Below are 24,337 nucleotides of genomic sequence, written 5' to 3'. Positions count from 1 at the left end.
GCAAGCGCCCTCTTCCGATGCGACGCCGACCTGATTCTCGAACGATGCGGCGTTTCCATCGCGCAGGTTCGCGCCGTCTTACTTCTTGACGCGGAGATACCCCGTAATACCGCTATTGCGCTCGAAATGCGCGCCGCCTGCCAGATGACAGCCTGAGCCCCGACGAGGCGTTCAAGCTGATGGATGAGGCGCAGGCCGTTTCACGCCGCTCATACGTCCAGCGAGGAGCACGCGCCTAGAACGCCGCGGTCAACTGGAACCCGACTGTCACGCGGGCAGTCGGGAATCCTGATGGCTTGTAGATCGGTGTTCCCGCAAACAGGTCATACGATACGCCGACAAACTTCGCCGGCAAGCCGCCGCGTATGCCAATCACCGCGCCCGCCAGTTGCGTTCCCACCAGTGCCGCCGTGTTCGGTCCGAACACGCGCCCGTAGTCCAACCCTGCATACAGCGTCTGCCCCGTGTTGAACACAGGCCATTGCAGTTCGTTGCGCCAGTAAAAACCTTTCTCTGCCGCGAGCATCGTTTCGCCGTCGAAGCCGCGCACTGTGTAGCGGCTGCCGATAGTCAGGTCGTCGATATAGAACAGCGTGTCGTTCGTGAACTGCCCGTGTACGGTTCCCACATAGGCAAAGCGCTGGCTCCCCACCGCAAACGGAATCGACAGGTTTGCATCGAGCACGGCCATATGGAAGCGGTACGTAGGGCCGTCAGGATACGGGTCCGCAGTCGCGCCGAACCCGCCGATACCCTGGCGGTAGGCGAGCGTGCCGTCGAACTGCGTGGCACCGAAGTAATGGCGGTCCGTCGCGCCTAACTCCAGGAAGGTGTTGTTGCGCGCCTGTGTGGGAATCACCGTGGCGTCGATGAAGCTGTCGCCGAAGCGCTTCGAAAGCTGGACATAGCCGCCGAGCACGTCGTTCTGGCTGCGTGAGATAACGCGAGCGATGCGCAGCGCCGCAGTCTGCGAGTTGCCGCTCGAAACGAAGGTCTGATTCACGCCCGCGATGTTCTGGTAGTACGTGTTGGTGTTGCCCGAAAGCGTTGCGGTCCAGTAGCCCCACGGCACAGAATACGAGCCGTTGAAGCCGTGAGAGCCAAGCGCCTTGTTCCTGAATGACAAGTCCTGATTCGCGCCGAGCGATAGGATGTCGTTCAGGCCAAGCGGATTGTTCAGTCCAAGATTGACGTTGCCTTGCCACTTGCCCGTCGACTCCGTACCCGAGTTATCGACCGAAGCGACGAAGGTCCACGGCTTCGAGCGCTTGACCGTGAGGACAACGTCACTTTCACCCGGTACGTCGGTCGGCCGGATTTCCATGTTCACGTCCTGGCTGCTGACGCGCTTCATCTGCTCAAGCCCTTGCTCAAGGTCGCGAAGGTTCAGCACGTCGCCGCTACTCGTCGGGTAGGCGGTCTTCCATGTGCCCCACATTGACGAGTCTGCGAAGGCGATATTGCGCACGATACCGGGCACGAGCGCGAGCGTAAGCGTTCCGCCTGTCAGGTCTTGCGGCTGCACGAGTACGCGCGTGGTCACGTAGCCACGGCTCAAGATTGCCTGCTGCAATCCTTTTGTGAGCACGTCGATACCTTCCTTTCCGACACACTGACCTTGATAGTGGTCGAGCCATTCGCGGGCGAATGCGAACGGGTCGAGCGGCAAAGCCGACGCGCCTTTCTTTTGCGTCGCGGCCGGCAGGGATTCAAGCACCTTTAGCGAGAATGTGTCGACGCGAAAGCAAGGAGACTCGTGCGGAAGTGCGGGATACGCGTCGATCTTCGGCAGATCGGAGCGCACAACGGGCGCCGACACGGCCGCCTCACGCTGCTGCGCGTCCCGTCGTTGCTGCTGATTTTGTTCGGTTTCGATACCGCCCAGGCTTTGCGCCGGCACATTGGGCGCGAGAGTGACCAGGGCTGTAAGCGGCAGAGCCGCCAGCCTCTTTCGAATTTTCATGATGTTCCAGGGTTACAGCTCGTGTGTATTGCCGTCTTCGTCCGAGATAGCAGCCGTCGAAAATAGCGGGCCCACGATCACAGCAACGTCGTCGAGCACGGCCGGATTGCTTTCGGAGCTGCGGTTATATTCATCTGTATGTGCGGGATGCAGGATGAGCGAGAGAGGCTTGCGCCCATGCTCGCGCTGGCACTGCGTGATGCCGCACTCTATCAACCGCCAGATGCCGTAAGCGATAGTCGTTCGGTTCATGACTTGTTCTAACGGCGCCTCCTTGACCACACAATTGCCATGACCACGTTTGCTGCCAGAGTACCTTTTACAGCTATGCTCTTTTGATTCACGGCGGCCAGTAGCGTAAAAAAATCAAGCCGTTCGAAACAGCCCGACATGAAGGCACAGTTCAGAAGAAGCCCGCCGAGCCAAATGACATAGAAGCCGGCGACACACACGATCACCAAGCCTGCAAACACTAAGAGCCAACGTATCATTTTGACTGCCCATTTATATTTGGAAGTTTTTGGGCAGCGGCCCCCGCGACTTCCTGACCACTACCACCCGCGAGCGTACCGAGAACCAAAGCCGCAGAGTTCGGATTGAAGAGATTCCATCCACTACCGGACCATACGCCTGTCGAGGCCCAATTCGACGGGTTGAGGCCCGGTTTACGCAGGACAATTGAATCTGACCCATGAACCAAAGACCCGTCACTTGTTCTTAAGGTAGGAAACCGTCGCGAAGACCCAGAAAACACCGGCTAACAAAGTTCCTTGCTTCAGTACGAACCAAACGTCGCCCAGTCCCCAAGGCCAATGTCCGCCGTAGAGCAGCGTCACGAAAAGGATGACTACCACCCGTATCGAGGCGACGCCAGCTATCGCTATCAAAAACAACTTTAGGTACGTCGCAAGCAGCTTGAGCATGGTCATTTGATTAAAAATGCAACGCCTAGAAATATGAGGCACACCGTTGCTGCTACTAGCCCGCCGCTCACTTCTTGTCCTCGTCGTCCTTCGTTTCGTAACTCTTGCGCGCTTTTTTGTAGCTGTTGTCGAAGGGCTTCAGTCCGAGTGCGCCCGCGCGTGAGGCATACCCGCCAATCCCGGCGATGGGCAAGCCCAAGATCGCGAATGCGAGGGCTATTGGCCGCGGCAAAAAGTCAAGCCCAAGACCGCAGCCAAACATTCCGGTCCCCAAGATGATTAGACCGATTCGGCCCCACTCTGAGATGTTTCCGTCCACAATGAATTTAATCTTGCTCACTGGAAATGTCCTATTAGCTTCGACCAATTTTTGTTCACCCATTCCTGCGCATTCTGAGCTTGCCCGCTGTTGCTCGTTATGTTGCCAAATTCATTGATTACCGGTGCGGCTACTGGATAACGATTGCTAAGTGCTCCGGTCATTTGGCCGATTGCCGTTGAAACTGCGTAGTTTCCTGTGTTTGGGGTAGCCGCCTGTTGGACGCCATTCAAGAGCCATGAACCGAAAGTGGCACCGACTGCAATGGTTCCGGCCGACACAGAGACGTAGGGAATTGGTGAGCCCGCAGCCTCAAACGCCGTCGCAAATGCAGCGGTGCGGTCTAGTTGAGTAGCACCGAAGCCCGCGACGGATCCAGCCGTGCTTCGCACGAACTGCGCATCTGACTGGTCGAATTTCGTAAACGGCCCGGTGACATTCATCGAGCCGCTGCCCGTCTGTTGATACGTGAACCGACTCGGCACTTGTCCTGACGATGCGCTGTTGTAGTTCGAGAGAATATAGGACTGCAACGCCGGATCGGCCTGCGCGGTCACTTGCGTCAGGATCGGTTGACCGTTCGCTGTCGTGCCGCCAGATATCCACTTCGCGCCCGAATCCGTAGGTGCCTGCCCAATCAGCGTTGTCGGCGCGCCAGATTCGCTCGTGCCGTTGTCGCTGACGCCCATGATACGCATCTGGTCTTCGATTTGCGCTTGCGTATATTTGCCGCCGCTCTTGTCGGCGAGTTGCTTCGCGAGTGTCTTTTCTTCTGGGTGCAATTGCCGGTTATAGCGGTCCACGTCCGAACTGGAGAATGCTCCTGCGCCACCCGCAGCAGCGCCCGCACCGGTCGCGATCACATTCGCGACGATGTTCCCGAGCGCCTGGTTGATGTCCGCGTCGCCGGTCGGGTTCGACGCGGCAATCGAATTACTCAGTCCGTTGAGCGAGCCGGCCATCTTCGAGCCGATAGCTCCACCGGCTGCGCCTTCGACAGCACTCGCCACGCCGCCGCCAAGTCCCGCGACCACCGCCGCGCCTGCCGCCTGCATCGCTGCGCGCTTGCTTCCGCCTTCCGCCCACTCAGGATCGCCCGTTGCCTTTTCCTGTGCATTCGCGTAATCGCCGATACGCTGCGCGACGGCCTGACCCGCAGCCTGTGCCGCGTTCATCCGGTCGGCCTGCTGGTTCAGCAGTGCATTCACATCAGGCGTGTTCGCGACCTTGCCGTTCGTGTCCGTTGTATCGCGGCTCAGACCTGCAATTTCCTGTGTCTGGTGGGTCGTATCCGTGACCGTAATCGTGCCCGCGCTGACCGCGCTGCGCGTTGTCCCGCTCTGGTCGCCGCTATCGTTCTGCGGAAGCATCGGCGACACGCCGCCGCCATTGCTGACCGAACCAGGGCCGACTGACTTGCCCGTATTCGCGACGCCCACGCCCGCGCTGATGCCGTTGCTGTTCGCGTCGTAGTGCGACTGGTTCTGGATGTCGCTATAGGTGAGCGTGCCAGTTGTCAGGCTGTTCCTTGAAGCGTCTGCGGTGCTCGCGATGACTGCGCCAGTCAGGCCCGTGTTGCCCTTGACGTTGACGTTGAATCCACCGTCGCCCGCGTAGATTCCTGCCTGTTCGTTCACGCCCGCATAGTTCGAATCCGCATGGCCGTTCTGCGCGCTAAGACTCGCGTTGCCGCCGCCCTGGCTGATCGTGAAGCCGCCGCCCGCGCTGCTCTGGTGCGCAGCGCTGTTCGTCACGTCCTGCACGCTCGCGATGTTCAGGTTACCGCCCACGTCGGCCGCAATCAGCTTGCCGCTGATCTGCGATCCGGTGATGTTCGTATCGCCGCCCGAAATGACCGTGACGCTGTTCGCACCCGTGACGTGTGAAGCGTTCTGGATCGACGCGTCGCTGTTCGCGTCGCCGTGTGCATTCGCCATCGCCGCCGAGACGCCAAAGCCGCCGCCAAGCGTGTATTGAACGCCCACGCTCGCGCTGCTGGAACTGTTCGAGCCGCGCGTCGAATCGGTGTCGGTCGTATTGATGACGTTGACCTTGTCCCTGGCGGCAAGCAGGACATCATTTGCGTTCACGTTCGAGCCGGCGATGGTCAGGTCGCCGTTCGTTGCGACAAACGCTGCCGTACCGCCTGCCGTAACGCTCGAACCGCGCTGTGTCGCCTGATCCTCCGACGACTGGCTTTCGCTCTTGCTTGAACCAATGCTGACCTTGATGCCGATGTCAGGTTTGCCGCCACCGGCTGCGGTCATCGCGCCACTCGCTGCTGTAAAGGCGTCGCTTGCGGCCGCGATGCCATGTAGCGCGGCCGCGCGGCTGTCGCCGTTGCCCGACGAGTTCTTTGCAGCCTGAGACTCCGAATAAGCGTTGTTGATCGCATCGCCCACCGAGCCCGCCAGACCAATCGCGAGACCGCTGCTGCTGGTCTTTTGCGTCTGCGCCTGGTGCAGGGTGTCGGTCGCGGCGTCGATGATGACGTTCGCTGCCGTGCCCGAGACGTTGCCACCTGCGACGAGGTCGCTGCCGGTAACGTGCAGCGTGTTACCCGCCTGGATCGACAGGTCGCCGTTGATCGAGCCGACCGTACTTGCATTGTTCGTGACGCTTGATTCCTGGTCGGTCGTCGCGAGCTTGTTCGTGCCGACCGTGACGGTCAGGCCACTCGTCCCGAGGCCCGTATTCTTCTCCTGATACGTGCCCGACGATTGCATCGTGTTCTGCGTCGTGGTGATGTTCACGTCATGCGCGGCACTGAGCGCAACGTCGTTCGTGCCGACGATGGTACTGCCCGCAACGTTGATGTCCTTGCCACTTGCGATCTGTACTGCGTCAGCAGAAACCATGCTGCCCTGTGCAAGCGTCGTCGTTGTGTCACGCGAACTCTGTACTTCCTTGCCGCTCACAACGCTGCTGTGCTGGTGCTGCTCCTGTGAATTGTCGACGTGCGTTTCGGTTGCCGCGCCGATGTTCACGTCGCCCGTTGCAGCAAGCGTCGCCGTGCCTTTGTCGAGACTGATCGCGCTGCCCGTGACGTTGATGTTCTTGCCCGATGCAACGGTCAGGGAATTGCCCGCATTGAGCGTCGTCGCCGTGAGCGAGTCGTCGGCTGTGTGCTTCGACTCCGAATAGCTGCCGTGACTGTCGCTGCCCGAACTGTTGCTATCAACAGTCGAAGTCGCCTTCGCGGCCTGAAGCGTCACGTTGCCGTTCGCTGCGACCACGCCGCCACCGCCAAGATTGATGCTCGCGCCCGTCGCAGTCAGGTCGCCGCCCACGCCGATAGCCGACACGCCGCCGACGTTGATCGAACTCCCCGTCGTACTGTTGACGTTCGTATTCGAAACGCCGTTCGCGCGCTCGACGACCTTGTGTTCGCCGGTCTGCACCGAGCCGATATCGTAGTTGCCGCCTACGGCCATGCCGAGGTTGCCGCCCACGTTCAGGTTGCCCGCGTTCTGCTCGAAGTTGCCGCCCGTGACGATGGCCGCATTGCCTGCAACGCTCAGGCTCGCGACAGGTCCGAGTGTGGTCGTGGTGCGCGTGGCCCCCGTCGCGCTCACCTGGTCAACGGTCTTGACCGCCGTATTCAGAAGCAGGTCGCCGCCGGCGTTCAGCGCGAGACTGCCGGCGTTCACCTTTGCCGAAGTCAGGTCGATATTGCCGGTGGTGTTCAGCGACATCAGGCCGCCGCTTTGCAGCGCGCCGAAGGCGTTATTGATCTGCTGTCCCTGAATCGACATCGTATTGCCGGCCTGCACCGTGCCGCTGTTGGTGAAGCTCTGCGCATTCTGGATGTCGATATCGGTCGCAGCGATCAACGGGCCGTTCATGTTCTGCTGGCTTGCCTTCGCGAGATAGACGACAGGCACGAGCACGGTCTGACCGTTCACCACTTCTGTCTGCATGATGATGACGTTGCTCGTGAGCTGCGCCACCTGTTCAGGCGAGAGGCTCATGCCGAGCGGAAGGTTCAGCGACTGCGAGAGCGAGGCGCCTGCTGCAAGCAGGGACTGGTACATCGCTTGTGTGTCGGTGTATGGGCCAAGTACCGCCTTGCCGGTCAACGACGTAATCTGGTTGCGCACAAGCTGCTGCTCGTAGAAACCATCGCCGAGACGCTTTTCGGTGGTCTGCGGATTCAGCCCAAGCTGTTGCAGGTAGTAGTCACTCGAAATGAACGTCTTCTGGTTCGTGAAGGCCGGGTTCGTTTCGATCAGGTACGTTGCGCCTGGTGCGGTTGCCGGACTGAACAGGCCACCTTGAGGAACCGTCAGGTTTTGCAGCACGGTCTGCGCCGTCGCGTTCGCGATGACCGGATTGACCATGCTCGCACCGCCATTGACCGAAGTCGCGCCGGCCTTTGTGCCTGATGCGTTGCCGCTAATCGACGAGGCGGCCCCCGCATTCGTGCCCGCGCTGCCGCTAATGCCGCCGATGGTCACGCCGGTTAGCGCCTGACCGGGCGCGAGACCGAGTGACGGAATGCCCGCGTTACCCGCCGTGTTGTTGATATCGATGCCCGTGCCAGAGAGCGTACCGCCCGCAACGAAAGTCGATTCGTAGGCCGGCAGTGCGTAGTTCTTGATATCAGCGGGCACGTTACAGCCGTTCCCATCGCAGAACGAGTAGGTCCAGTACTTGCCGTCATAGGTGCGATAGTGGTAAAGCCCCGAGTACGTGATCTGGACGGACGGGGCCGCCTGCCCCTGCCACGAGTTCTGGTCGAGCGAGACAGGCGCGGCAATGTTGCCGACCGCTGCGGCCGCGCTCCAGTAGTTCTGGAACTGGCCCACGTTCGAGGCGTCGAGATTGCCGCCCGAGATGATCTGCGCCTGTGGACTGATGCCCGCGACCAGGTTTGCCAGTGCCGTGCCCGTATAGGTCGTGTACTGGTATGTGCTGTTCATCGAGCCGCCGTGTGGCGGATCGATAAAGACGCCACCGATCATGTTCGGGTCGCCCGTTACCTGGCCCGAGACCACCGGATTGCCCGGCCCGCACGCGGCCATGTAGATGGCCGTGCACCCCGACAGACTGAGACCGAGCTGCTCCAGCAGCGCCGGATCAACGGGCTGGTTCATCCCGGTCGCCGTCATCGTCGTGCGGGTGTTCGTGACCCGGTTGGCATGGAGTTCCATGTCTCCCGCCGACTCAATCAGGCCCGACTGGTTGAGGATCAGGTTTGCGTTGGTGTAGTTGCCGCTCGCATCCTTGCCGCCCGCAAGGACGATCTTGCCGAGACCGTAAATCGCAGTCGTCGCCTGTGTGTCCGTGGCCGTGGTCTCGTCGCGGTTTTCGATGTCGTTCGCGAGCAGTTCGAGCGAGCCGTTGCTGTCCGTCGCGCCAATGAGCGCGGTCGGCCCGACATTCGTAATGGATTGCGTGGCGTTGAGCGATACACTGCCGCCAACAATCGCGCCCGTATTCTCCAGCGTGTTCGAGTGCGTCGTGAGCGTGCCGCCTGCCATCATCACGCCGCTGTTGGTGATATCGCCCGCGTTGATGCCGAGGTTGTTCACGGCCTCCAGCGTCGCGCCGTTGCTGAACGTACCCGGCAGCGTAAAGGTGAGATCGTGACCCGCAGCGAACTGCAAATCCGGCGTCGGTGCGAAATCGCCCTGAACGCTGACCGCGACATCATTCGCCGCAGTGTATGCGCCGCCGCCCGTGAGCACCGCGGCGTTGACGGACAGGTTATGTGTCGCGCCAATTTGCCCGTTCGTGTTCGTGAGCGTGCCGGTCGTTGTGATTGCGACGTCGCCATTCGAGCCGGTCAGGCTGCCAATCTGTCCGCCGCTGTTGTCGACGGTATCAGCCTGCACCGAGACGTTCGCGCCGCTTACCTGTCCGTTCTGCGTGTTCGCGAGCGCCGACGTATCGACGGCGACGTTGCCGTTGCCCGTCATCACGCCGCCGTTATTGGTCGTCTGGCTGCCGCCGTGTACGGTCGTGTCGCCCGCGCCGAGGTTGCCGACGAGGCCATTCGTGTTGTCGATTGCGCCGGCCTGAATGTTGAGCGTGCTCGCGTCGCCCGTGGCCCCCGTGCCGGACTGTATCTGTCCGTTCGTGTTCGTCAGCGTGCCGCCCGTCGTCAGGGATTCCGACGAGAGCGAGCGGATAGCGCCCCGTGTATTGTTGGTGTCGCCCGCGACGTCTGCCGTGATGTTGCCCTGTGCGGCAAGCACACCATTCGCATTGTTCAGGCTGGCGGCGTGTGCGTCGAGCTTGCCCGCCGTGATGACCTGACCGCCCGCGTTCGAGATTGCGCCCGAACCATTGCCCGGTGCAAGGGTCAGCGTGCCTGTTCCGGCATGGAGAATCTTGCCGTCGTCGTTGTCGAGCGCACCCGGCGCGAGTGTGAAGTCGGTGCTGTTGGTCTGGAGTGTGCCGCCAGCGGAATTGTCGAACGTACCGCTGACGTTGAAGCCCATCGTCGGCGTACCGAACTGCGCAATCGTGCCGCCGTGGTTCAGCAGGTCGGTCGCTTTCAGGGCAAGCTGGTTCGCCTCAATGTCGCCGCCACTGTTATCGAGCGTGCTACCGGTCGTCACCGAGAGGTTGGGCGCGACAATCGAACCGCCGTTGTTCGTCAGCGATGACGCCTGCACTGTTGCGTTCGATGCCGCGCCGATCTGACCGCCGTTGTTGTCCAGCGTGCCGCTCGTGATGCCAAGGTCCGTGTTTGAAAGCAGCTTGCCGTTCGTGTTGTTCAGCGCGCCGCCGACCGTTGCCGCGATACCGGTCTGGCCGACGACCGAGCCCGCCATGTTGTTGAGCATGCCGGCCTGGATCGCCGCCTTTCCATTCGTGGCAATCGTGCCGCCGACATTGGACACGGCACCCGCGCCGTTGCCCGCGTTGATCGTGAGCGTACCTTTGCCGGCGTGCGTAATCGTGCCGCCGTCGTTGTCGAGCGTGCCCGGCGAAATTGTCAGTTCGGTGCTGTTGGTTTGCAGCGTGCCGCCCGCCGAATTGTCGAAGGTGCCGCTGACGTTGAAGCCCATCGTCGACGTGCCGTACTGCGCAATCGTGCCGCCGTGGTTCAGCACGTTTTGCGCAGCCAGTGCAATCTGGTTCGCTTCGATGTCGCCGCCGCTGTTGTCCAGCGTCGAGCCGGTCAATGTGAGGTTCGGCGCGACAATTGACCCGCCGCTATTCGTCATCGAGCCGGTATGGATCGAAGCGTTTGCGTTGGAGCCCGCGGCGATCTGGCCGCCGTTGTTGTTCAGCGTGCCGCTCGTGATGCCAAGGTCCGTATTGGAAAGCAGCTTGCCGTTCGTGTTGTTCAGCGCGCCGCCGACCGTTGCTGCGATACCAGTCTGGCCGACGACCGAGCCCGCCGTGTTGTTGAGTGCTCCTGCCTGGATCGCCGCCTTTCCATTGGTGGCAATCGTGCCGCCGACATTGGACACGGCACCCGCGCCACTACCCGCGTTGATCGTGAGCGTACCCTTGCCGGCGTGCGTGATCGTGCCGCAGTCGTTGTTCAGCGCGGCCGGTGCAATCATCAGGTCCGCGCTGTTGGTTTGCAGTGTGCCGCCCGCCGAGTTGTCGAGCGTGCCGGTCACGTCGAGCGTCGTTGCGCTGGTTCCAGTCTGCGTGACGCTGCCTGCGTGGTTGACGAGGTTCGCCGCGTGCAGCGTGAACTGGTTCGCGCTGGTCGTGCCGTGGCTGTTGTCGAACGTTGCCGCCGAGAGTGCGAGCGCGCCGGCCGCTGTGACCTGGCTGGCGTTCGTGAGCGTCGAACCTGCTGTGAGTGTCATGTTCGCGTTGGCCGCGAACGTGCCGCTGTTGAACAGGGTCTGTACCGCTGTCGCGATCAGCCTCTGGACTGCCATGATGGACCCGGCGTTCGCGATCTGCCCGGCCTGCAACGTGACGTTGCCGTTGCCGCCGATAGTCCCGCCCGCGCCATTGTTGAGCAAGCCGCTCGCCGACATGGTCACGCCGTCGGTGGTCAGCGATACGACACGACCCCCCGTATTGTCGAGCGACCCCGACGCGGCCGACAGCGCGCCGTTCGCCTGCATCGCGCCGTTCTGGTTGTTCGTCGCGCCTGTGACGTTTTCGGTCAGGGTGCCGCCCGAAACCATCTGGCCGCTGCGGTTCGAGAGTGCGCCCGCCGTGACGGTCTGCGCGCCGCCCGAGGACATCGCGCCGTTGTCGTTCGTGAGCGTGCCGCTCGCGTGAGCGTCAAGGGTGCTGCCTGCGGTCGTCGTTGCCCCGGACAGGTTCAGGTCGCCGTTATTCGCCGCGAGCGTGATAGCGCCGTTTGCTGACGTGGTGCTGCCCGCGAGGTTGACCGCCGCGCCGCTAATGGCCGCATTGCCGCCCGCCACATTGCGGCCGGTCGCAATGACCGCGCCTGAAGCGTTCACGTTCAGGTCGCCGGAATGCGCCAGTGAGCCGTCGCCATTCACGCCCGACGCGAGCGTGCCGGTCGAATTCACCGCGCCCGCGCTGACGGTCGTGTTCTGCTGCGCGGCAACCAGGCCGCTGTTGGTCAGTGTGCCAGACGTGCTCAGGTTGACGTTCTGCTGTGCGTAGGTCGTGCCGCTGTTGCTGATGCCGTCTCTTGCGCTCGCGCTGATACTGCCGCTCGCGTTCTGCGTGCCCGCAAGCACGAGCTGACCGTTGGTCTGAAGTACGAGGTCGCCGGCATTCGCTGCCACGACGCCCTTGAGGGAAACACCAACCCCTGACTCCGAGCCCACCAACAGGATGCGATTCGCGTACATACCGCCGAGATTGCTTACGTCGATGGAAACGCCTAGCGCGGAGCCATTGCCTGCAATTGGGGTCGCGTTCAGCGTATCGTGGTCAACGCTGTTTGCACCCGTGACGACGTTGAGATTCTTCGCGTAGATGGTTGCATTCGCCTGTACTGCGCGTGCCAGAAAATCCACCTGGTCCACATTGGACGCATTCAGCCCCGCGCCGTCGACGGTGATGTTGCCGCCCGTGACGTTGAAGCCCGAGACCGAGCCATCGGGAGCGTAGTTCGGCGTGCCGGTGGTCAGGATGCCCCGGCTCGTATTGATGAAACCGCCGCCATTCACCGAAATGCCAGAGGGGTTCGCGATGATGACTTCCGCGCGATTGCCCGCTGTTTCGAGAAACCCGTTGAACTGCGACGGGTTCGCGCTGTTGACCTGGTTGACGATGACTTTCGCTGACTGGCCCGCCGCGAAGTTCGGGTTGCCGTTAATCACGCCGCCTTGCTGCGTCTGGACTATGGTCGGCGAATTGTTCAGGATCGCGCCTTTCGACTGCACGTCGAAGCGGTTGTAGGTATTGACCGACACGCCCGCACCCGAGGGCCTGTTCACGTTCACCTGGTCGAGACCGTTGGGAGTCTGGATGACGTTCGGCGCGTGCGCGCCGCCGGCGACGATCTGCGCGAAAGAGAGCATCGGCACGAGCGCGAGCAGCGCAGCGGGAAGCAGACGGCGCAGCGACAGATAAACGGAACGCGAAATGCGCGAGGCCGCGCCTGTCTCTCCCGCCTTGCCGGACGCGGTGGCCGTTTCCTCGACGGCAACGAGCATGTTGCGCGAACGACTATAGACCAGCCGGTAGCAACGATTCATCGACCCAACCCCGCAAGAAATAATCTTTCGATTCTTGCGGAGTGTTCGAAATTAATGCGTTAAGCATTGTCAAGATGGCGCAACATTCAGACTAGTCCGAAAACAATTCATTCAGAACGCATAGCATTGTCGTGGCTAGCCAACACGGGCAAAAAAAAGCCCGCGTGACGCGGGCTTCAAGTCAGATGGGGTACATGACATCTCCCAAAATAATCTGCGGCGCGGTGCGCGACCATCGAGAAACTCGTCGACAAAAATCGCAAGCCCCGACAAGCTGCGGATGACCGCGCTCCACTGCAAATAGCTTGTCGACGAGTGAAGATAAACAACACCCGTCCGACGCAAAGGGCAAACCCGTTTACGAAGAAAACGCAGTCGCGTCTCTTATTGCCAGATCCAGGCACCGCAACCAAAGTCCAGTAAGTCTTTCCGTGATTTTCGAAGTCCGGGCAATGTCATCCTTTCCCAATTCCGAGCAACAGGTAGCCGCCCTCCCGCAAATCCGGTATAAATGCTCCCTGCCAGTGAACCCGCCTTCGAGTGGGTTTTTTGTTGCTCAGCAAAATCCAATCCAGGCACGTTGAAATTTGGGGGACTGTTCCATGAAGAAACCAGCACTCGCACACTTGGCACTCGCTGCCATTGCAATCGGCATGACCGGCGCGGCACACGCCGCCGATGTCAACGTAGGCATCAACGTGGGTACCCCTGTCGTGGTCGCCCCGCCGCCTCCCGCTGTCGTTATTACGCCGGGCTGGCATGGCGACCGCTATTGGGACGGCCACCGCTACTGGGAACGCGACGATTGGGAAAAGCACCATCACCATGACAAGGGCTGGCACTGCCCGCCCGGACACGCCAAGAAAGGCGAGTGCTGATCGGGTTGCCCGCCTCGAAAGCACAAGGCACTTTCAGCGCACGGATCCGGCCGCCTTTATTTTTGCTTCCCGCCGCGGCCGGTCATTCAGGATCTGATGACGCATGTGGTCAGTCATCTTCTTCCAGGCCCGGATCTCGTCCCGGGTGCGAAAGCAGCCGGTACAAAGTCCGCTCTTACCGTGAAACGCGCACACGTCGATGCAAGGTGATTTCACAGCCATCGCTCACATCGCCGCGCGCAGCGGATTCACTTCGACCGTGACATGAGACAGGCTCCGGAAGCGGCGAAGCGCGCCATGATAGAAGTCCGGGCCGCGTGAAGCCTGGTCTGTTGCGACCGACACAACGGCACTCAGGTGCCCAGGCCCCACACGCCAGACGTGAAGGTCGAGCACCCGGTCGCCGTTGTCTTCGATCAGGTTGCGCACCCCCTCGGCCGTGCGCTGATCCGAATTCATGTCCAGCAGAATGGCTCCGGTGTCGCGCAGGAGACTCCACGACCAGTTCGCGATCACCACCGCGCCCACAATGCCCGCAAGCGGGTCCATCCATAGCCACCCGAACGCGCGGGCAAGCAACAGTCCAATAATCGCCAGCACGGAAACCGCTGCATCGGCAATCACGTGGGCATACGCCGCCCGGATGTTGTGGTCGCGTGCCGCTGCAGCGTGTGCGTCGTCATGGTCATGCTCTTCAAACTCGATTGCATGCTCGCCATCGGGAAGCTGAACGATGACCTTGAAGGCATGGGGTTCCGGTATGTCGTCCTTCGATTCCAGATAGCCGTCGCGGGCCACGAACTCGAACGTCTGCCGCTGCCCGTTTTCACGCACTGTCGTCATGCGCACGTCTGCGGGACCGCACGTGAGCGCCTGCGTGTGGAGACGGAATACCGGGGGCACGCCGTCCTCGAAAATCGAAACGGTGAAGCGCCCTGCTGCCGTAACGATCTCCCGCGCTTCTTCATGTTCGTGACCGTCATGGCCGTGACCGTGCCCATGGCTATGCCCATGATCGTGGCCGTGACCATGACTGTGCCCGTGATGCCCGCCGCTGAGCAGCCAGACACTGGCAAGATTGACGAGCAGGCCAACAACGGCAATGGGTATCGCCTCGCCGAAATGGATCGGGACCGGTGCGAACAGGCGGCACACCGCCTCGTAACCAATCAGGAGTGCGATCATTGCAAGCACGATGGCGCTGGTGAAACCGGCGAGGTCGCCCAGCTTGCCGGTCCCGAAAACGAAGCGTGGGTCGCGGGCGTGGCGGCGCGCATAGGTGTAGGCAAGCGCCGCGATCAGCATCGCCCCCGCGTGCGTCGACATATGCAGTCCGTCCGCCACGAGCGCGAGCGAGCCGAACAGGCTTCCGCCCACGATCTCGGCGACCATCATGGCGCTACAGAGCGCGATCACCATCCAGGTCCGGCGTTCGTTGTCCTCGTGGGCGTTGCCGAGAAATATATGGTCGTGCCCGGCCCCGAAGGCCGCATCTTCAAACCTGCTCATCACGTCTTTCACTTGAAGTAACTGTGAACCACTTCGATTAACTGTTCCGTGCCGCTGCCGTGCTCGTCGGCCGGTTCGGCGTCCACGAGATGCGTGCGGATATGGTCCTCGAGCACCACCGCAAGCAGTCCGGTCATCGCGCCCCGCGAGCTGGTGATGAGCTGAAGCACATCCATGCAGCCACGCTCCTCTTCCAGGGCCCGCTCGATCGCCTCAATCTGCCCCTTGATCCTGCGAACCCGGTTGAGCAGCTTCTGTTTCTCGCGAATGGTATGACTCAAGGCGGCTCCTTATAGGGTAGGGGGGTATACTAGCACGGCAGTCGCCGCATCGCTGAAGTCCGTTGCGACGCGCGTCCTTGCCGCGTCGCCGGCGCCTCGCATCGAGCGCGGCATGCCGCCAATTCGAAACAAGTGTAATCATCTGTTAGCGTCAGGCAGGAAGGCCTGTTTTGCGGCCTGAAATGCATCTCCGCTTTGGTACGATCCGGCCTTTCGTCCATTGCGCAGCCACCGTGAATCACCCCTATGTGTCGCTATTTCGTGAACTCTGCGCACGCTGGGTGAACCGTGCCCGCTCGCTAGCCGCCACGGCCGGCGCGAAGGCACGCCGCGTTTTTCGCGCGGCGCTGCACGGTATTTGCCACCCGACACGCCGTGGCATCGTCCTGACGCTCGCTGCATTGCCGGTGCTTTCGCTGGCCTACACGGCAGCGCTCGTGCCATTCACCCCGCGCCTCGGTGACATCCGCAAGGCCCGAGTCGATCGTCCCGCGCTGATCCTCTCCGCCGACGGCAATGTGCTCGCCGAGTTCAAGCCGGTCAATCGCGAGTGGGTCACGCTCAACCAGATTTCGCCGCATGTGGTGGACGCCCTGATCGCGACCGAAGATCACCGCTTTTACGAGCATCACGGCATTGACCTCCAGCGCGTTGCGGGGGCCGCGGTCCATACGTTCACGGGCAGTCGCCAGGGCGGCTCTACCCTCACCCAGCAGCTCGCACGCAACCTGTATCCGGATGAAATCGGCCGCGCGCCAACGTTGACGCGCAAGCTCAAGGAAGCGATCACCGCGTTCAAGATCGAGTCCGTGTACAGCAAGGACCAGATCCTCGAGACGTACCTGAACACGGTGCCCTTTCTGTACAACGCATACGGCGTGGAGATGGCCGCGCGAACGTACTTCGGCAAGCCAGCCGCCGATCTCGATGTCCTCGAGAGTGCGACGCTCGTTGGCATGCTCAAGGCGAACAGCGCATACAACCCGGTGCTCAATCCTGATCGCGCGCTGGAGCGCCGCAACACGGTGCTCGCGCAGATGGTCAAGTACGGCAAGCTCGATGCGCACGCGTACGCCTGGCTAAAACACCAGCCGATCAACGTCAATTTCGAGCCTCAGTCCGAGCAGGTTGGCGCGGCCCCGCACTTCTCAGCCCAGTTGCGCAAGTGGCTGACTGCCTGGGCGGATAGCAATGGCTACAACATCTATTCCGATGGACTCGTCGTGCGAACGACCATCGATTCCCGGCTTCAGGCGATGGCCACGCAGGCGCTCGCCTGGCAAACCGGCCAGCTGCAGTCGATCGCCAACGGCGCGTGGAACGAGCGGACCGGCTGCTGGCCGGGTAACGCGCTGTTCCAGTCGTTCATGAGGCAGACGCCGGAGTATCGTTCGGCGCGCGACGCAGGCCTGGCGGATGCGGACGCCATCAGGAAACTCGCGACGGACGCGTCGTTTGTCGAAGGCCTCTGCCACAGCAAGACGCAGGTTCAGGCCGGATTCGTCGCGATGGATCCGCGCAACGGCGACATCAAGGCGTGGGTCGGCAGCCGCGATTTTCACGACGAGCCGTTCGACCATGTGCAGCAAGCGCGGCGGCAGCCGGGTTCCACCTTCAAGGCGTTCGTCTATGGCGCCGCCTTTGCGGATGGCGCGCAGCCGGGCGACACGATCGTCGACCGCAATGTCGCGATCCCGCTGAAGGGCACTGCGGTATGGAAGCCGACCGATCCGGAGCCGCCAACCGGCAGGCCGATGTCGCTGCGCGACGCCTTCGCCTTTTCACGTAACCGCGTGACAGCCCAGCTCATGCAGCGCGAAGGCCCTGCGAAAGTCGCTACGCTTGCGCGCGAGATGGGCATACGCGAGAGCGCACTGGACCCCGTGCCGTCGCTTGCGCTGGGCACGAGCCCCGTCACGCTCAAGGAGATGGTTTCGGCGTATTGCACGATCGCCGACCGGGGAGCCTATGTCGAGCCGCGCATGGTCACACGCATCGAGGACCGCAGCGGCAACGTGCTCGCCGACTTCCCTGCCGCACGGCCGCAGCAGGCGCTGCCCGCCGCTGCCGCACTGAAGCTGGTCGATGTGATGCGCGACGTCGTCAACCGCGGCACCGGCAGTGACATCCGGACACGCTTCGGGATTCACGCCGACGTTGGCGGCAAAACGGGCACGACACAGGACAGCACCGATAGCTGGTTCATCCTGATCCACCCCCAGCTGGTCGCCGGCGCCTGGGTGGGATTCGACGACGCGCGCGTGACGTTGCGCAACGACTACTGGGGTGAAGGTGCGCACAGCGCCCTGCCGGTGGTGGGCGCCTTCTACGACATGGCGCTGCGCGCACGGGCCATCGACTCTCACGCGCAGCTTGCGCCAGGAAACAATACGCCGCCGCGCGCAGCCCATGCGCGCAAGCGCCATCATTTCCTCTTCTGGAACTTCTGAGTCGAGGCGACCGCCCCCGTTAAGGCTGCTTTTCGAGTTTCACGATGGTCAGCGTGCCATTGACGTTTTCGACTCGCACCTTGACCTTGTCGCCTTCGTGAACCTGTTTGACCATGCTTCCATCCTTCGCCTTGAATGCCATGGTCATCGAGGGCATGCCGACGTTCTCCAGGGCGCCGTGTTTCAAGGTGACCATTCCCGTAGCGGCGTCGACCTTCCTGACCTCGGCGTCGGTTAGCGCGGAATTCGAAGCGACTTTCGCGACCGTCGGCTTCGCAGCGGACATGTTCATGCCCGCCATATCGTCGCCAGCAAATGCAGGGGCCGCGAGAACAGCAGCCACGGCCGCAACAGCAAGAATCATCTTTTTCATTGTGTTTCCTTGGTTTGGGTAGAAGGCACGTTCGTGCCATAAGGTTCTGCGTGGGTAAAAGGAACCTCGTTGCGTTGCCTCATTCGGCGACGCTGCAGGAGGAACCAGGCTGCGGGAATAACGAACATCGAGAGAATGGGCGCGGTGACCATTCCGCCGACCATCGGAGCGGCGATACGCTGCATGACTTCCGAACCGGCGCCGTGTCCGACCATGATGGGAATGAGCCCTGCAAGGACCACCGCTACCGTCATGGCCTTCGGCCGCACACGCAAGACCGCGCCTTCGCGAATCGCGTCGAGCAATGTGGCCTCGGTCATGGCCTCCCCAAGCTCGCGTCGCCGGTTCAGTGCGCCCTTCAGGTACAGCAGCATGACGACGCCGAACTCGGCCGCAACACCCGCAAGCGCAATGAAACCGACCGACGTGGCGACGGACACGGCATGGCCCAGTATCCAGATGAGCCAGAAGCCCCCGACGAGCGCAAACGGCACCGTCGACATGAGCAGTAGCGCATCGGCCGCCGAGTTAAACGTCAGGAAGAGCAGCACGAAGATGACGACAAGCGTCACCGGAATTACCGTGCGCAATGTCGCCGCTGCACGTTCGAGGTACTCGAACTGCCCTGACCATGCGATCGAATATCCGGGCGGAAGCTGCACCTTTTCAGCGACGGCGCGTTGCATCGCCTTGACTGCCGATTCCAGATCTACGCTCCGGATGTCCACGTAGACATAGCCGGAGAGCCGTGCGTTTTCGCTGCGTATCATGGGCGGTCCGTCGGCGATCCGGATGTCCGCCACGTCGCCAAGCTGGATCTGTGCGCCCCGGTCGGTCAGAACCGGCAACTGCCGCAGCTTTTCCAGCGAGTCGCGAACCTCGCGCGGATAGCGGATGTTGATCGGGAAGCGCTCGCGCCCAGCGATGACTTCGCCGACGTTGTCGCCGCCCACGGCCGTGGAAACCACCGACTGGATATCGCCGATGGAAAGGCCATAACGCGCCGCCGCCTGCCGGTTGATGTCGACGTCGATGTATCGGCCGCCGTTCAGTCGTTCCGCAAGCGCTGAAGTCACGCCCGGAACCCCCTTTACCGCCGCCTCGACCTGTCCGGCCACCTTGTCGATTTCATTCAGGTCGGGCCCGGAAATCTTTACGCCGACCGGCGTTTTGATGCCCGTGGACAGCATGTCGAGGCGATTGCGGATGGGCGGCACCCAGACGTTCGACAGCCCCGGCACCTTCACGGTCTTGTCGAGTTCATCGACGAGCTTCTCCGGCGTCATGCCGGAACGCCACTGGCTGCGCGGCTTGAACTGGATGGTGGTTTCGAACATCTCGAGCGGTGCCGGGTCAGTCGCCGTGTCGGCGCGGCCCGACTTGCCGAACACGGTCGCAACCTCCGGTACCGTCTTGATGAGCCTGTCGGTCTGCTGCAAAAGCTCGGACGCCTTGTCTGCCGAAATGCCGGGAAGCGCTGTCGGCATGTACAACAGATCGCCCTCGTCGAGCGGCGGCATGAATTCGCCACCGAGTCGCGAGAGCGGAATGGCGCTCAGCAAAAGCGCAACAACCGCCAACCCAATCGCAATCCACGGGCGGCGCAGTGTGGCTTCGAGCATCGGCCGGTACAAGCGGATGAGCACGCGATTGATAGGGTTCGCGCTCTCATGCGGAATGCGCCCGCGAATGAGATAGCCCATCAGTACCGGCACCAGCGTGACCGAAAGACCCGCAGCGGCAGCAATCGTGTAAGTCTTCGTGAAGGCGAGCGGAGAAAAGAGCTTGCCTTCCTGCCCTTCCAGCGAAAATACCGGGACAAACGAGAGCGTGATGATAAGCAGTGAGAAGAATAGCGCCGGTCCGACTTCCGCCGCCGACGTCGCAATGAGTTCCCAACGCTGCGCAGTCGTCATGGACCTGCCGGGATGCTCATGCTCGTACGCCTCGAGATGCTTGTGGGCGTTCTCGATCATCACGATGGCCGCATCGATCATCGCGCCGATGGCGATGGCGATCCCGCCCAGCGACATCAGATTCGCATTCACCCCCTGATAGCGCATGACGATAAACGCCGCCAGCACACCCAGCGGCAACGACAGAATGGCCACGAACGCGCTGCGCAGATGAAAGAGGAACACGGCGCAGACCAGCCCGACGATGATGAACTCTTCGATGAGCTTGTCTTTCAGGTTGTCCACGGCGCGTTCGATGAGCTGCGAGCGGTCGTATGTCGTGACGACCTCCACACCCGCGGGCAGCGAGCGCTTCAGGTCAGCGAGCTTCGCCTTCACCGCGCCGATGGTCGTCAGCGCGTTTTTACCTGAACGCATGACGATGACCCCGCCCGCGACTTCGCCCTCCCCGTTCAGCTCGGCAATCCCGCGGCGCATCTCGGGTCCGATCTGGATGCGGGCGACATCGCCAAGCAGAACCGGTGTGCCCGCGTCGTTGGTGCGAAGGACAACATTGCGAAAATCGTCGAGCGAGCGCAGGTAGCCCGACGAGCGGACCATGTACTCTGATTCCGCCAGTTCGACCACTGAGCCACCGGACGCCTGGTTCGCCTTGCCGAGGGCATCCGCTACCATGGCCTGGGTAATGCCGTATGCACGCAGCTTGTCGGGATCGAGCACGACCTGATACTGGCGCACCATCCCGCCAATGCTCGCCACTTCCGATACGTCCGGCACGGACTTCAATTCGAATTTCAGGAACCAGTCGTTGAGCGCGCGCAGTTCTCCGAGGTCGTGCTGCCCCGTACGGTCGACCAGTGCGTACTCATAGACCCAGCCCACCCCCGTCGCGTCGGGCCCCAGCGAAACCGTCGCGCCTGGTGGAAGGCGGCTCTGGACCTGGTTCAGGTATTCGAGCACACGCGAGCGGGCCCAGTATTGGTCGGTCTTGTCGTCGAACAGCACGTAGACAAACGCGTCGCCGAACGACGAATACGCCCGGATCGTTTTCGCACCTGGCACGCCGAGCAAAGTCGTCGTGAGCGGGTACGTCACCTGGTCCTCGACGACCTGGGGCGCCTTGCCCGGATACGACGCCTTGATGATGACCTGCGTGTCCGACAGGTCCGGCAACGCGTCGAGTGGTGTCTCCTTGAGCGAGTAGACGCCCCACGCCGTGACAAGCACAGTCGCCAGCAGAACCAGGAACCGGTTGTGAATGGACCAGCGTATGAGACGCGCAATCATTTGGCATCTCCCACGGGTTCGACCTTCGTGAGCTGGTAGCCGTCGTCCGATTGTCTGAAGACGAAGTGGACTGTCTCACCGGGTTTGACATCGGGAAATGCGCCGGATGACGGCTTGTTGAACGCCATCGTCATCGCGCCCCAGCCCAGCGCCGGCACCGGTTGATGCGAGAACGTGATGTCGGCAGCGCTGACCTTTTCCACCTTGCCGGTGGTTTCGTATGTCTTTACGGCAGCGCTCGGGATGGACGCCGGCATTGCCGCGCTCGCGCCAGCCGCGCCTTCGATTCTCGGCAGGACCGATTTCAGACTGGCTTCCGAGTCGATCAGGAACTGGCCGGAAGCGACGACCGTCTCGCCATCGCTCAAGCCACTCATGACTTCCGTGTCGCCGCCGACGTCGTTGCCAACCGTCACGTCTGCAGGTTGCAGGCGGCCGTCCGCGTTCTTGACGATCACGACCGACCGCTTGCCGGTCGTGATGACGGCTTCAGAAGGCACAAGCAGTCGCGAAACCGGTTTTTGCGCTTCGACGCGCACGCGCATCAGCATGCCGGGCGTGAGTCTGAGCTCGGTGTTATCGATTTCGAGCCGCGCCTGAAGCGTGCGGCTCGTGGTGCTGATGCCGGGCAGGATTTCGCGAATCTGCCCTTTGAAGTGCTGTGTCGGGTCGCCACTGAACGTCGCGTCAACGCGCATGCCGGGCTGCACGCGCAACGCCAGGTTCTCGGGAATCTCGACGATGAGCCAAAGCTTCGAAAGACCCGCGACCTTCGCAAGCGTCTGACCGGGCGCGACCTGCGCACCGTCGCGCACGTTCAGTTCACTTAGGACACCTGTCTCTGGCGAGGCGATGACAATGTGTGTCTGCGCCTTGCCCGTGCGGTCGAGACTCGCCATGACGCCATCCGGAATCGAGAGCGCGCGCATACGCGCACGCGACGCCTCCAGCAAGCTGTTGTCCATCCCACCGCGCTTGAGCGCGAGGTATTCCTCCTGCGGCGCGAGCCAGTCGGGCACGAAGACCGAAGCAATGGGTGCGCCCTTCGCAATCCGTTGCATCGGCGCACTGGCGTACAGGCGGTCGATGTAGCCCGTAACGCGCGTCTGCACGACATCGGCCTGCGATTCGTCGAATTGCGTGGTGCCGACGGCATCGAATCCTTCCGTCGTTTCCTCGCGGCGCACGGTGGCGTAGCGAATACCGAGGTTCTGCTGAAGTCCCGGGTTGATTGCGATACCGGATGAGCCGCCCCCTTCGTCCGCATACACAGGCTCGAGTTGCATGTCCATGAATGGCGACTTGCCGGGCTTGTCGAAGTGCTGGTTCGGCACCATCGGGTCGTGCCAGTAAAGCACTTTCCTGCCGGTTTTCGGGTCAGTCGGGTTGCCGGAAGCCGAAGCGGCGACCGTATTTTCATGCGCTGCCGACGCGTGTCGTGTGCCGACGAAGTAACCCGTGCCGAGCAGCGCGGCGGCGGCAAAGACCGCGAATGTCGCGCGCATCAAAGGTTTTTGAGTCATGGTTTTCTCCTTCATTCGGCGGCGGCCATTGTGGTTGGCACAACCTGGTATTCAAGCTGCGCCCACGTCTGCGAAACCTCGCGCTTGAGGTCGAGCACCTGAATCTGCGCGTCGAGCTGCGCCCGCCGGGCCGCAAACGTATCGGCGAGCGAACCGGTGCCCGCCGTGTAAGCGGCGACTGCTAGTTCGACGCGCTGATCGGCGGCGGGCAACAGGGACTGCGTGAGATTCGCGATGCGTTCGCGGCCGCTGGCGAGGGTTGCCGACTCAGTGCGAATGTCGGCTTGCACTTGCCGGAGCGTGTCTTCGTACATCAAGTGGGCCTTGGTCGCGAGTTCGGCCTTCTCCGATACGTCGCGGTCCTCGCGATCCTTCCGGTTGATGGGTAACGGAATACGCACCCCGACCGACACCATGTTCGAGTACGCGCCACCGCGTTGCTGGTACGCGACTTCCCAGGTCCAGTTGGGGCTGCGCTCGCTGCTGGCAACGGCCGTGCCGGCGTCGGCGACGGCAATGTCATCGGCCGCTGCGACGAGCGCCGGCTGCACGAGCCGGAGTTCGTCCGGTGGCAAGGAAGAGACGTACGACTCGGGCGCGGGCGGCTCGCCGGTCACATCGGTCGCGGGTGTCGCCGTCCAGCGCGAGAGAACAATGAGCGCGCTCTGGTAGGTTTGCTGCGCCTTGAGCGCCTGGTCTTGCGTTTGCGCCAGCATGGCCTGGGCTTGTACGACATCGGCGGCCGTCGCCCTCGCTCCCCGGTATGACGCCTTCGTTGCAGCAAGTTCGTGAGTCATATGGCCCAGCAATGCCTGCTGGAGCGCCAGGGCGCGCTTCGCATAGATGGCGCTGAGCCACGCGGTGGCGGTCTGCTGGCGAACGTTGGCGAGTTGTGCGAGATAGCCGGCCTGCTCGCGGTTCACCACCTCGCTGGCGAGGTCGGAACGAAGGCGGCGCTTTTCCCGCGAGACCCATTCCTGCTCGATGCCAATGCGCCGCATCGTCATGAAGTCCTGGCCGATGGTGAATCGCTGCGAGCCATTGATCGGCAGGTTGTCGACGCCGGCCGCGAGCACCGGGTCCGGCAACTGCCCTGCCCGGACCGCAGCTTCGGAACTCGCGTGGACCGACGCTTGCGCGGCCTGCATGGCCGCAGAGTGGCCGGTTGCAGCCTGCAATGCCGCTTCAAGCGTGAAAGGGGCTTCCTGGGCGTACGCAGCGAAGCCAGGCAGCAGCAGCGCGGCGCAAATCGGGAGCGCGCGCAGGGACGCACGCCGGCATCGCGGCGTGCCAATAGTGAAAGGCATGTT

General features: G+C 62.2%; 14 protein-coding genes. 2 read left to right on the top strand and 12 right to left on the bottom strand.

Features of this window, described 5'->3' with window-relative positions; translation table 11 throughout:
* Window positions 1–235 precede the first annotated feature (235 nt).
* The 5 genes from U5A58_RS25105 to U5A58_RS25085 form a co-directional block, all read right to left on the bottom strand.
* The gene (locus tag U5A58_RS25105; protein WP_321963498.1) at window positions 236–1,963 is read right to left on the bottom strand and encodes a ShlB/FhaC/HecB family hemolysin secretion/activation protein; all 1,728 of its coding nucleotides are present in this window, start codon (window positions 1,961–1,963) and stop codon (window positions 236–238) included.
* A gap of 12 nt (window positions 1,964–1,975) precedes the next feature.
* Window positions 1,976–2,215: a hypothetical protein gene (locus U5A58_RS25100; protein WP_321963497.1), complete on the bottom strand. Its 240-nt coding sequence runs from the start codon at window positions 2,213–2,215 to the stop codon at window positions 1,976–1,978.
* A 455-nt stretch (window positions 2,216–2,670) separates the two neighbouring features.
* Window positions 2,671–2,886, bottom strand: a complete 216-nt coding sequence (locus tag U5A58_RS25095; RefSeq protein ID WP_321945783.1) for a hypothetical protein — start codon at window positions 2,884–2,886, stop codon at window positions 2,671–2,673.
* A gap of 67 nt (window positions 2,887–2,953) precedes the next feature.
* Entirely contained in the window at window positions 2,954–3,226 is a 273-nt protein-coding gene (locus tag U5A58_RS25090) for a hypothetical protein (RefSeq protein ID WP_321963496.1), read from the bottom strand.
* Window positions 3,223–12,810 carry a hemagglutinin repeat-containing protein gene (locus U5A58_RS25085; RefSeq protein WP_321963495.1) on the bottom strand — a complete coding sequence of 3,196 codons (9,588 nt, stop codon included), beginning with the start codon at window positions 12,808–12,810 and terminating at the stop codon, window positions 3,223–3,225. Before U5A58_RS25085 ends, U5A58_RS25090 begins: the two co-directional genes overlap by 4 nt.
* A gap of 602 nt (window positions 12,811–13,412) precedes the next feature.
* On the opposite strand from U5A58_RS25085, the gene U5A58_RS25080 reads away from it, so the two are divergent.
* Entirely contained in the window at window positions 13,413–13,688 is a 276-nt protein-coding gene (locus tag U5A58_RS25080; protein ID WP_321963494.1) for a hypothetical protein, read from the top strand.
* Window positions 13,689–13,721: 33 nt separating this feature from the next.
* On the opposite strand, the gene U5A58_RS25075 is transcribed toward U5A58_RS25080, so the two are convergent.
* The 3 genes from U5A58_RS25075 to U5A58_RS25065 are packed head-to-tail and all read right to left on the bottom strand — an operon-like array spanning window position 13,722 to window position 15,478.
* Entirely contained in the window at window positions 13,722–13,910 is a 189-nt protein-coding gene (locus U5A58_RS25075; protein ID WP_321910981.1) for a DUF1289 domain-containing protein, read from the bottom strand.
* A 3-nt stretch (window positions 13,911–13,913) separates the two neighbouring features.
* Window positions 13,914–15,197, bottom strand: coding sequence for a CDF family Co(II)/Ni(II) efflux transporter DmeF (dmeF, locus tag U5A58_RS25070; protein WP_321963572.1), 1,284 nt, complete (start codon window positions 15,195–15,197; stop codon window positions 13,914–13,916).
* A gap of 8 nt (window positions 15,198–15,205) precedes the next feature.
* On the bottom strand, window positions 15,206–15,478 hold the full coding sequence (locus tag U5A58_RS25065) for a metal/formaldehyde-sensitive transcriptional repressor (RefSeq protein WP_321963493.1): 273 nt from the start codon (window positions 15,476–15,478) through the stop codon (window positions 15,206–15,208).
* Between the two features lie 182 nt (window positions 15,479–15,660).
* Between U5A58_RS25065 and U5A58_RS25060 the strand changes: the two genes are divergently transcribed.
* Complete coding sequence (locus U5A58_RS25060) at window positions 15,661–17,928, top strand: penicillin-binding protein 1A (protein ID WP_415774288.1); 2,268 nt, start codon at window positions 15,661–15,663, stop codon at window positions 17,926–17,928.
* Window positions 17,929–17,947: 19 nt separating this feature from the next.
* Here the strand turns inward: U5A58_RS25060 and U5A58_RS25055 are convergent, their stop codons facing one another.
* From U5A58_RS25055 to U5A58_RS25040, 4 genes are read right to left on the bottom strand one after another with little or no spacing between them, the layout of a single operon-like run.
* The gene (locus U5A58_RS25055) at window positions 17,948–18,301 is read right to left on the bottom strand and encodes a copper-binding protein (protein ID WP_321963492.1); all 354 of its coding nucleotides are present in this window, start codon (window positions 18,299–18,301) and stop codon (window positions 17,948–17,950) included.
* Window positions 18,298–21,504, bottom strand: a complete 3,207-nt coding sequence (locus U5A58_RS25050) for an efflux RND transporter permease subunit (RefSeq protein ID WP_321963491.1) — start codon at window positions 21,502–21,504, stop codon at window positions 18,298–18,300. Before U5A58_RS25050 ends, U5A58_RS25055 begins: the two co-directional genes overlap by 4 nt.
* Window positions 21,501–23,027 carry an efflux RND transporter periplasmic adaptor subunit gene (locus U5A58_RS25045; protein WP_321963490.1) on the bottom strand — a complete coding sequence of 509 codons (1,527 nt, stop codon included), beginning with the start codon at window positions 23,025–23,027 and terminating at the stop codon, window positions 21,501–21,503. Before U5A58_RS25045 ends, U5A58_RS25050 begins: the two co-directional genes overlap by 4 nt.
* Before the next feature lie 11 nt (window positions 23,028–23,038).
* Complete coding sequence (locus U5A58_RS25040; protein WP_321963489.1) at window positions 23,039–24,334, bottom strand: TolC family protein; 1,296 nt, start codon at window positions 24,332–24,334, stop codon at window positions 23,039–23,041.
* Window positions 24,335–24,337 lie beyond the last annotated feature (3 nt).

Origin of the sequence: Paraburkholderia sp. J7 (assembly GCF_905220155.1) — a bacterium.
In the GTDB taxonomy this organism is placed as follows: Bacteria; Pseudomonadota; Gammaproteobacteria; order Burkholderiales; family Burkholderiaceae; genus Paraburkholderia.
The sequence above is the reverse complement of the archived record's forward strand: the minus strand, read 5'-3'. Positions and strand labels throughout refer to the sequence as shown.

Excerpts from the sequence above, each read along its gene's own strand:
- dmeF (WP_321963572.1), bottom strand. The coding sequence starts at position 15,197 with ATGAGCAGGTTTGAAGATGCGGCCTTCGGGGCCGGGCACGACCATATA.
- U5A58_RS25075 (WP_321910981.1), bottom strand. The coding sequence starts at position 13,910 with ATGGCTGTGAAATCACCTTGCATCGACGTGTGCGCGTTTCACGGTAAG.
- U5A58_RS25080 (WP_321963494.1), top strand. The coding sequence starts at position 13,413 with ATGAAGAAACCAGCACTCGCACACTTGGCACTCGCTGCCATTGCAATC.
- U5A58_RS25045 (WP_321963490.1), bottom strand. The coding sequence starts at position 23,027 with ATGACTCAAAAACCTTTGATGCGCGCGACATTCGCGGTCTTTGCCGCC.
- U5A58_RS25095 (WP_321945783.1), bottom strand. The coding sequence starts at position 2,886 with ATGCTCAAGCTGCTTGCGACGTACCTAAAGTTGTTTTTGATAGCGATA.
- U5A58_RS25040 (WP_321963489.1), bottom strand. The coding sequence starts at position 24,334 with ATGCCTTTCACTATTGGCACGCCGCGATGCCGGCGTGCGTCCCTGCGC.
- U5A58_RS25055 (WP_321963492.1), bottom strand. The coding sequence starts at position 18,301 with ATGAAAAAGATGATTCTTGCTGTTGCGGCCGTGGCTGCTGTTCTCGCG.
- U5A58_RS25050 (WP_321963491.1), bottom strand. The coding sequence starts at position 21,504 with ATGATTGCGCGTCTCATACGCTGGTCCATTCACAACCGGTTCCTGGTT.
- U5A58_RS25085 (WP_321963495.1), bottom strand. The coding sequence starts at position 12,810 with ATGAATCGTTGCTACCGGCTGGTCTATAGTCGTTCGCGCAACATGCTC.
- U5A58_RS25105 (WP_321963498.1), bottom strand. The coding sequence starts at position 1,963 with ATGAAAATTCGAAAGAGGCTGGCGGCTCTGCCGCTTACAGCCCTGGTC.
- U5A58_RS25060 (WP_415774288.1), top strand. The coding sequence starts at position 15,661 with ATGCATCTCCGCTTTGGTACGATCCGGCCTTTCGTCCATTGCGCAGCC.
- U5A58_RS25100 (WP_321963497.1), bottom strand. The coding sequence starts at position 2,215 with ATGAACCGAACGACTATCGCTTACGGCATCTGGCGGTTGATAGAGTGC.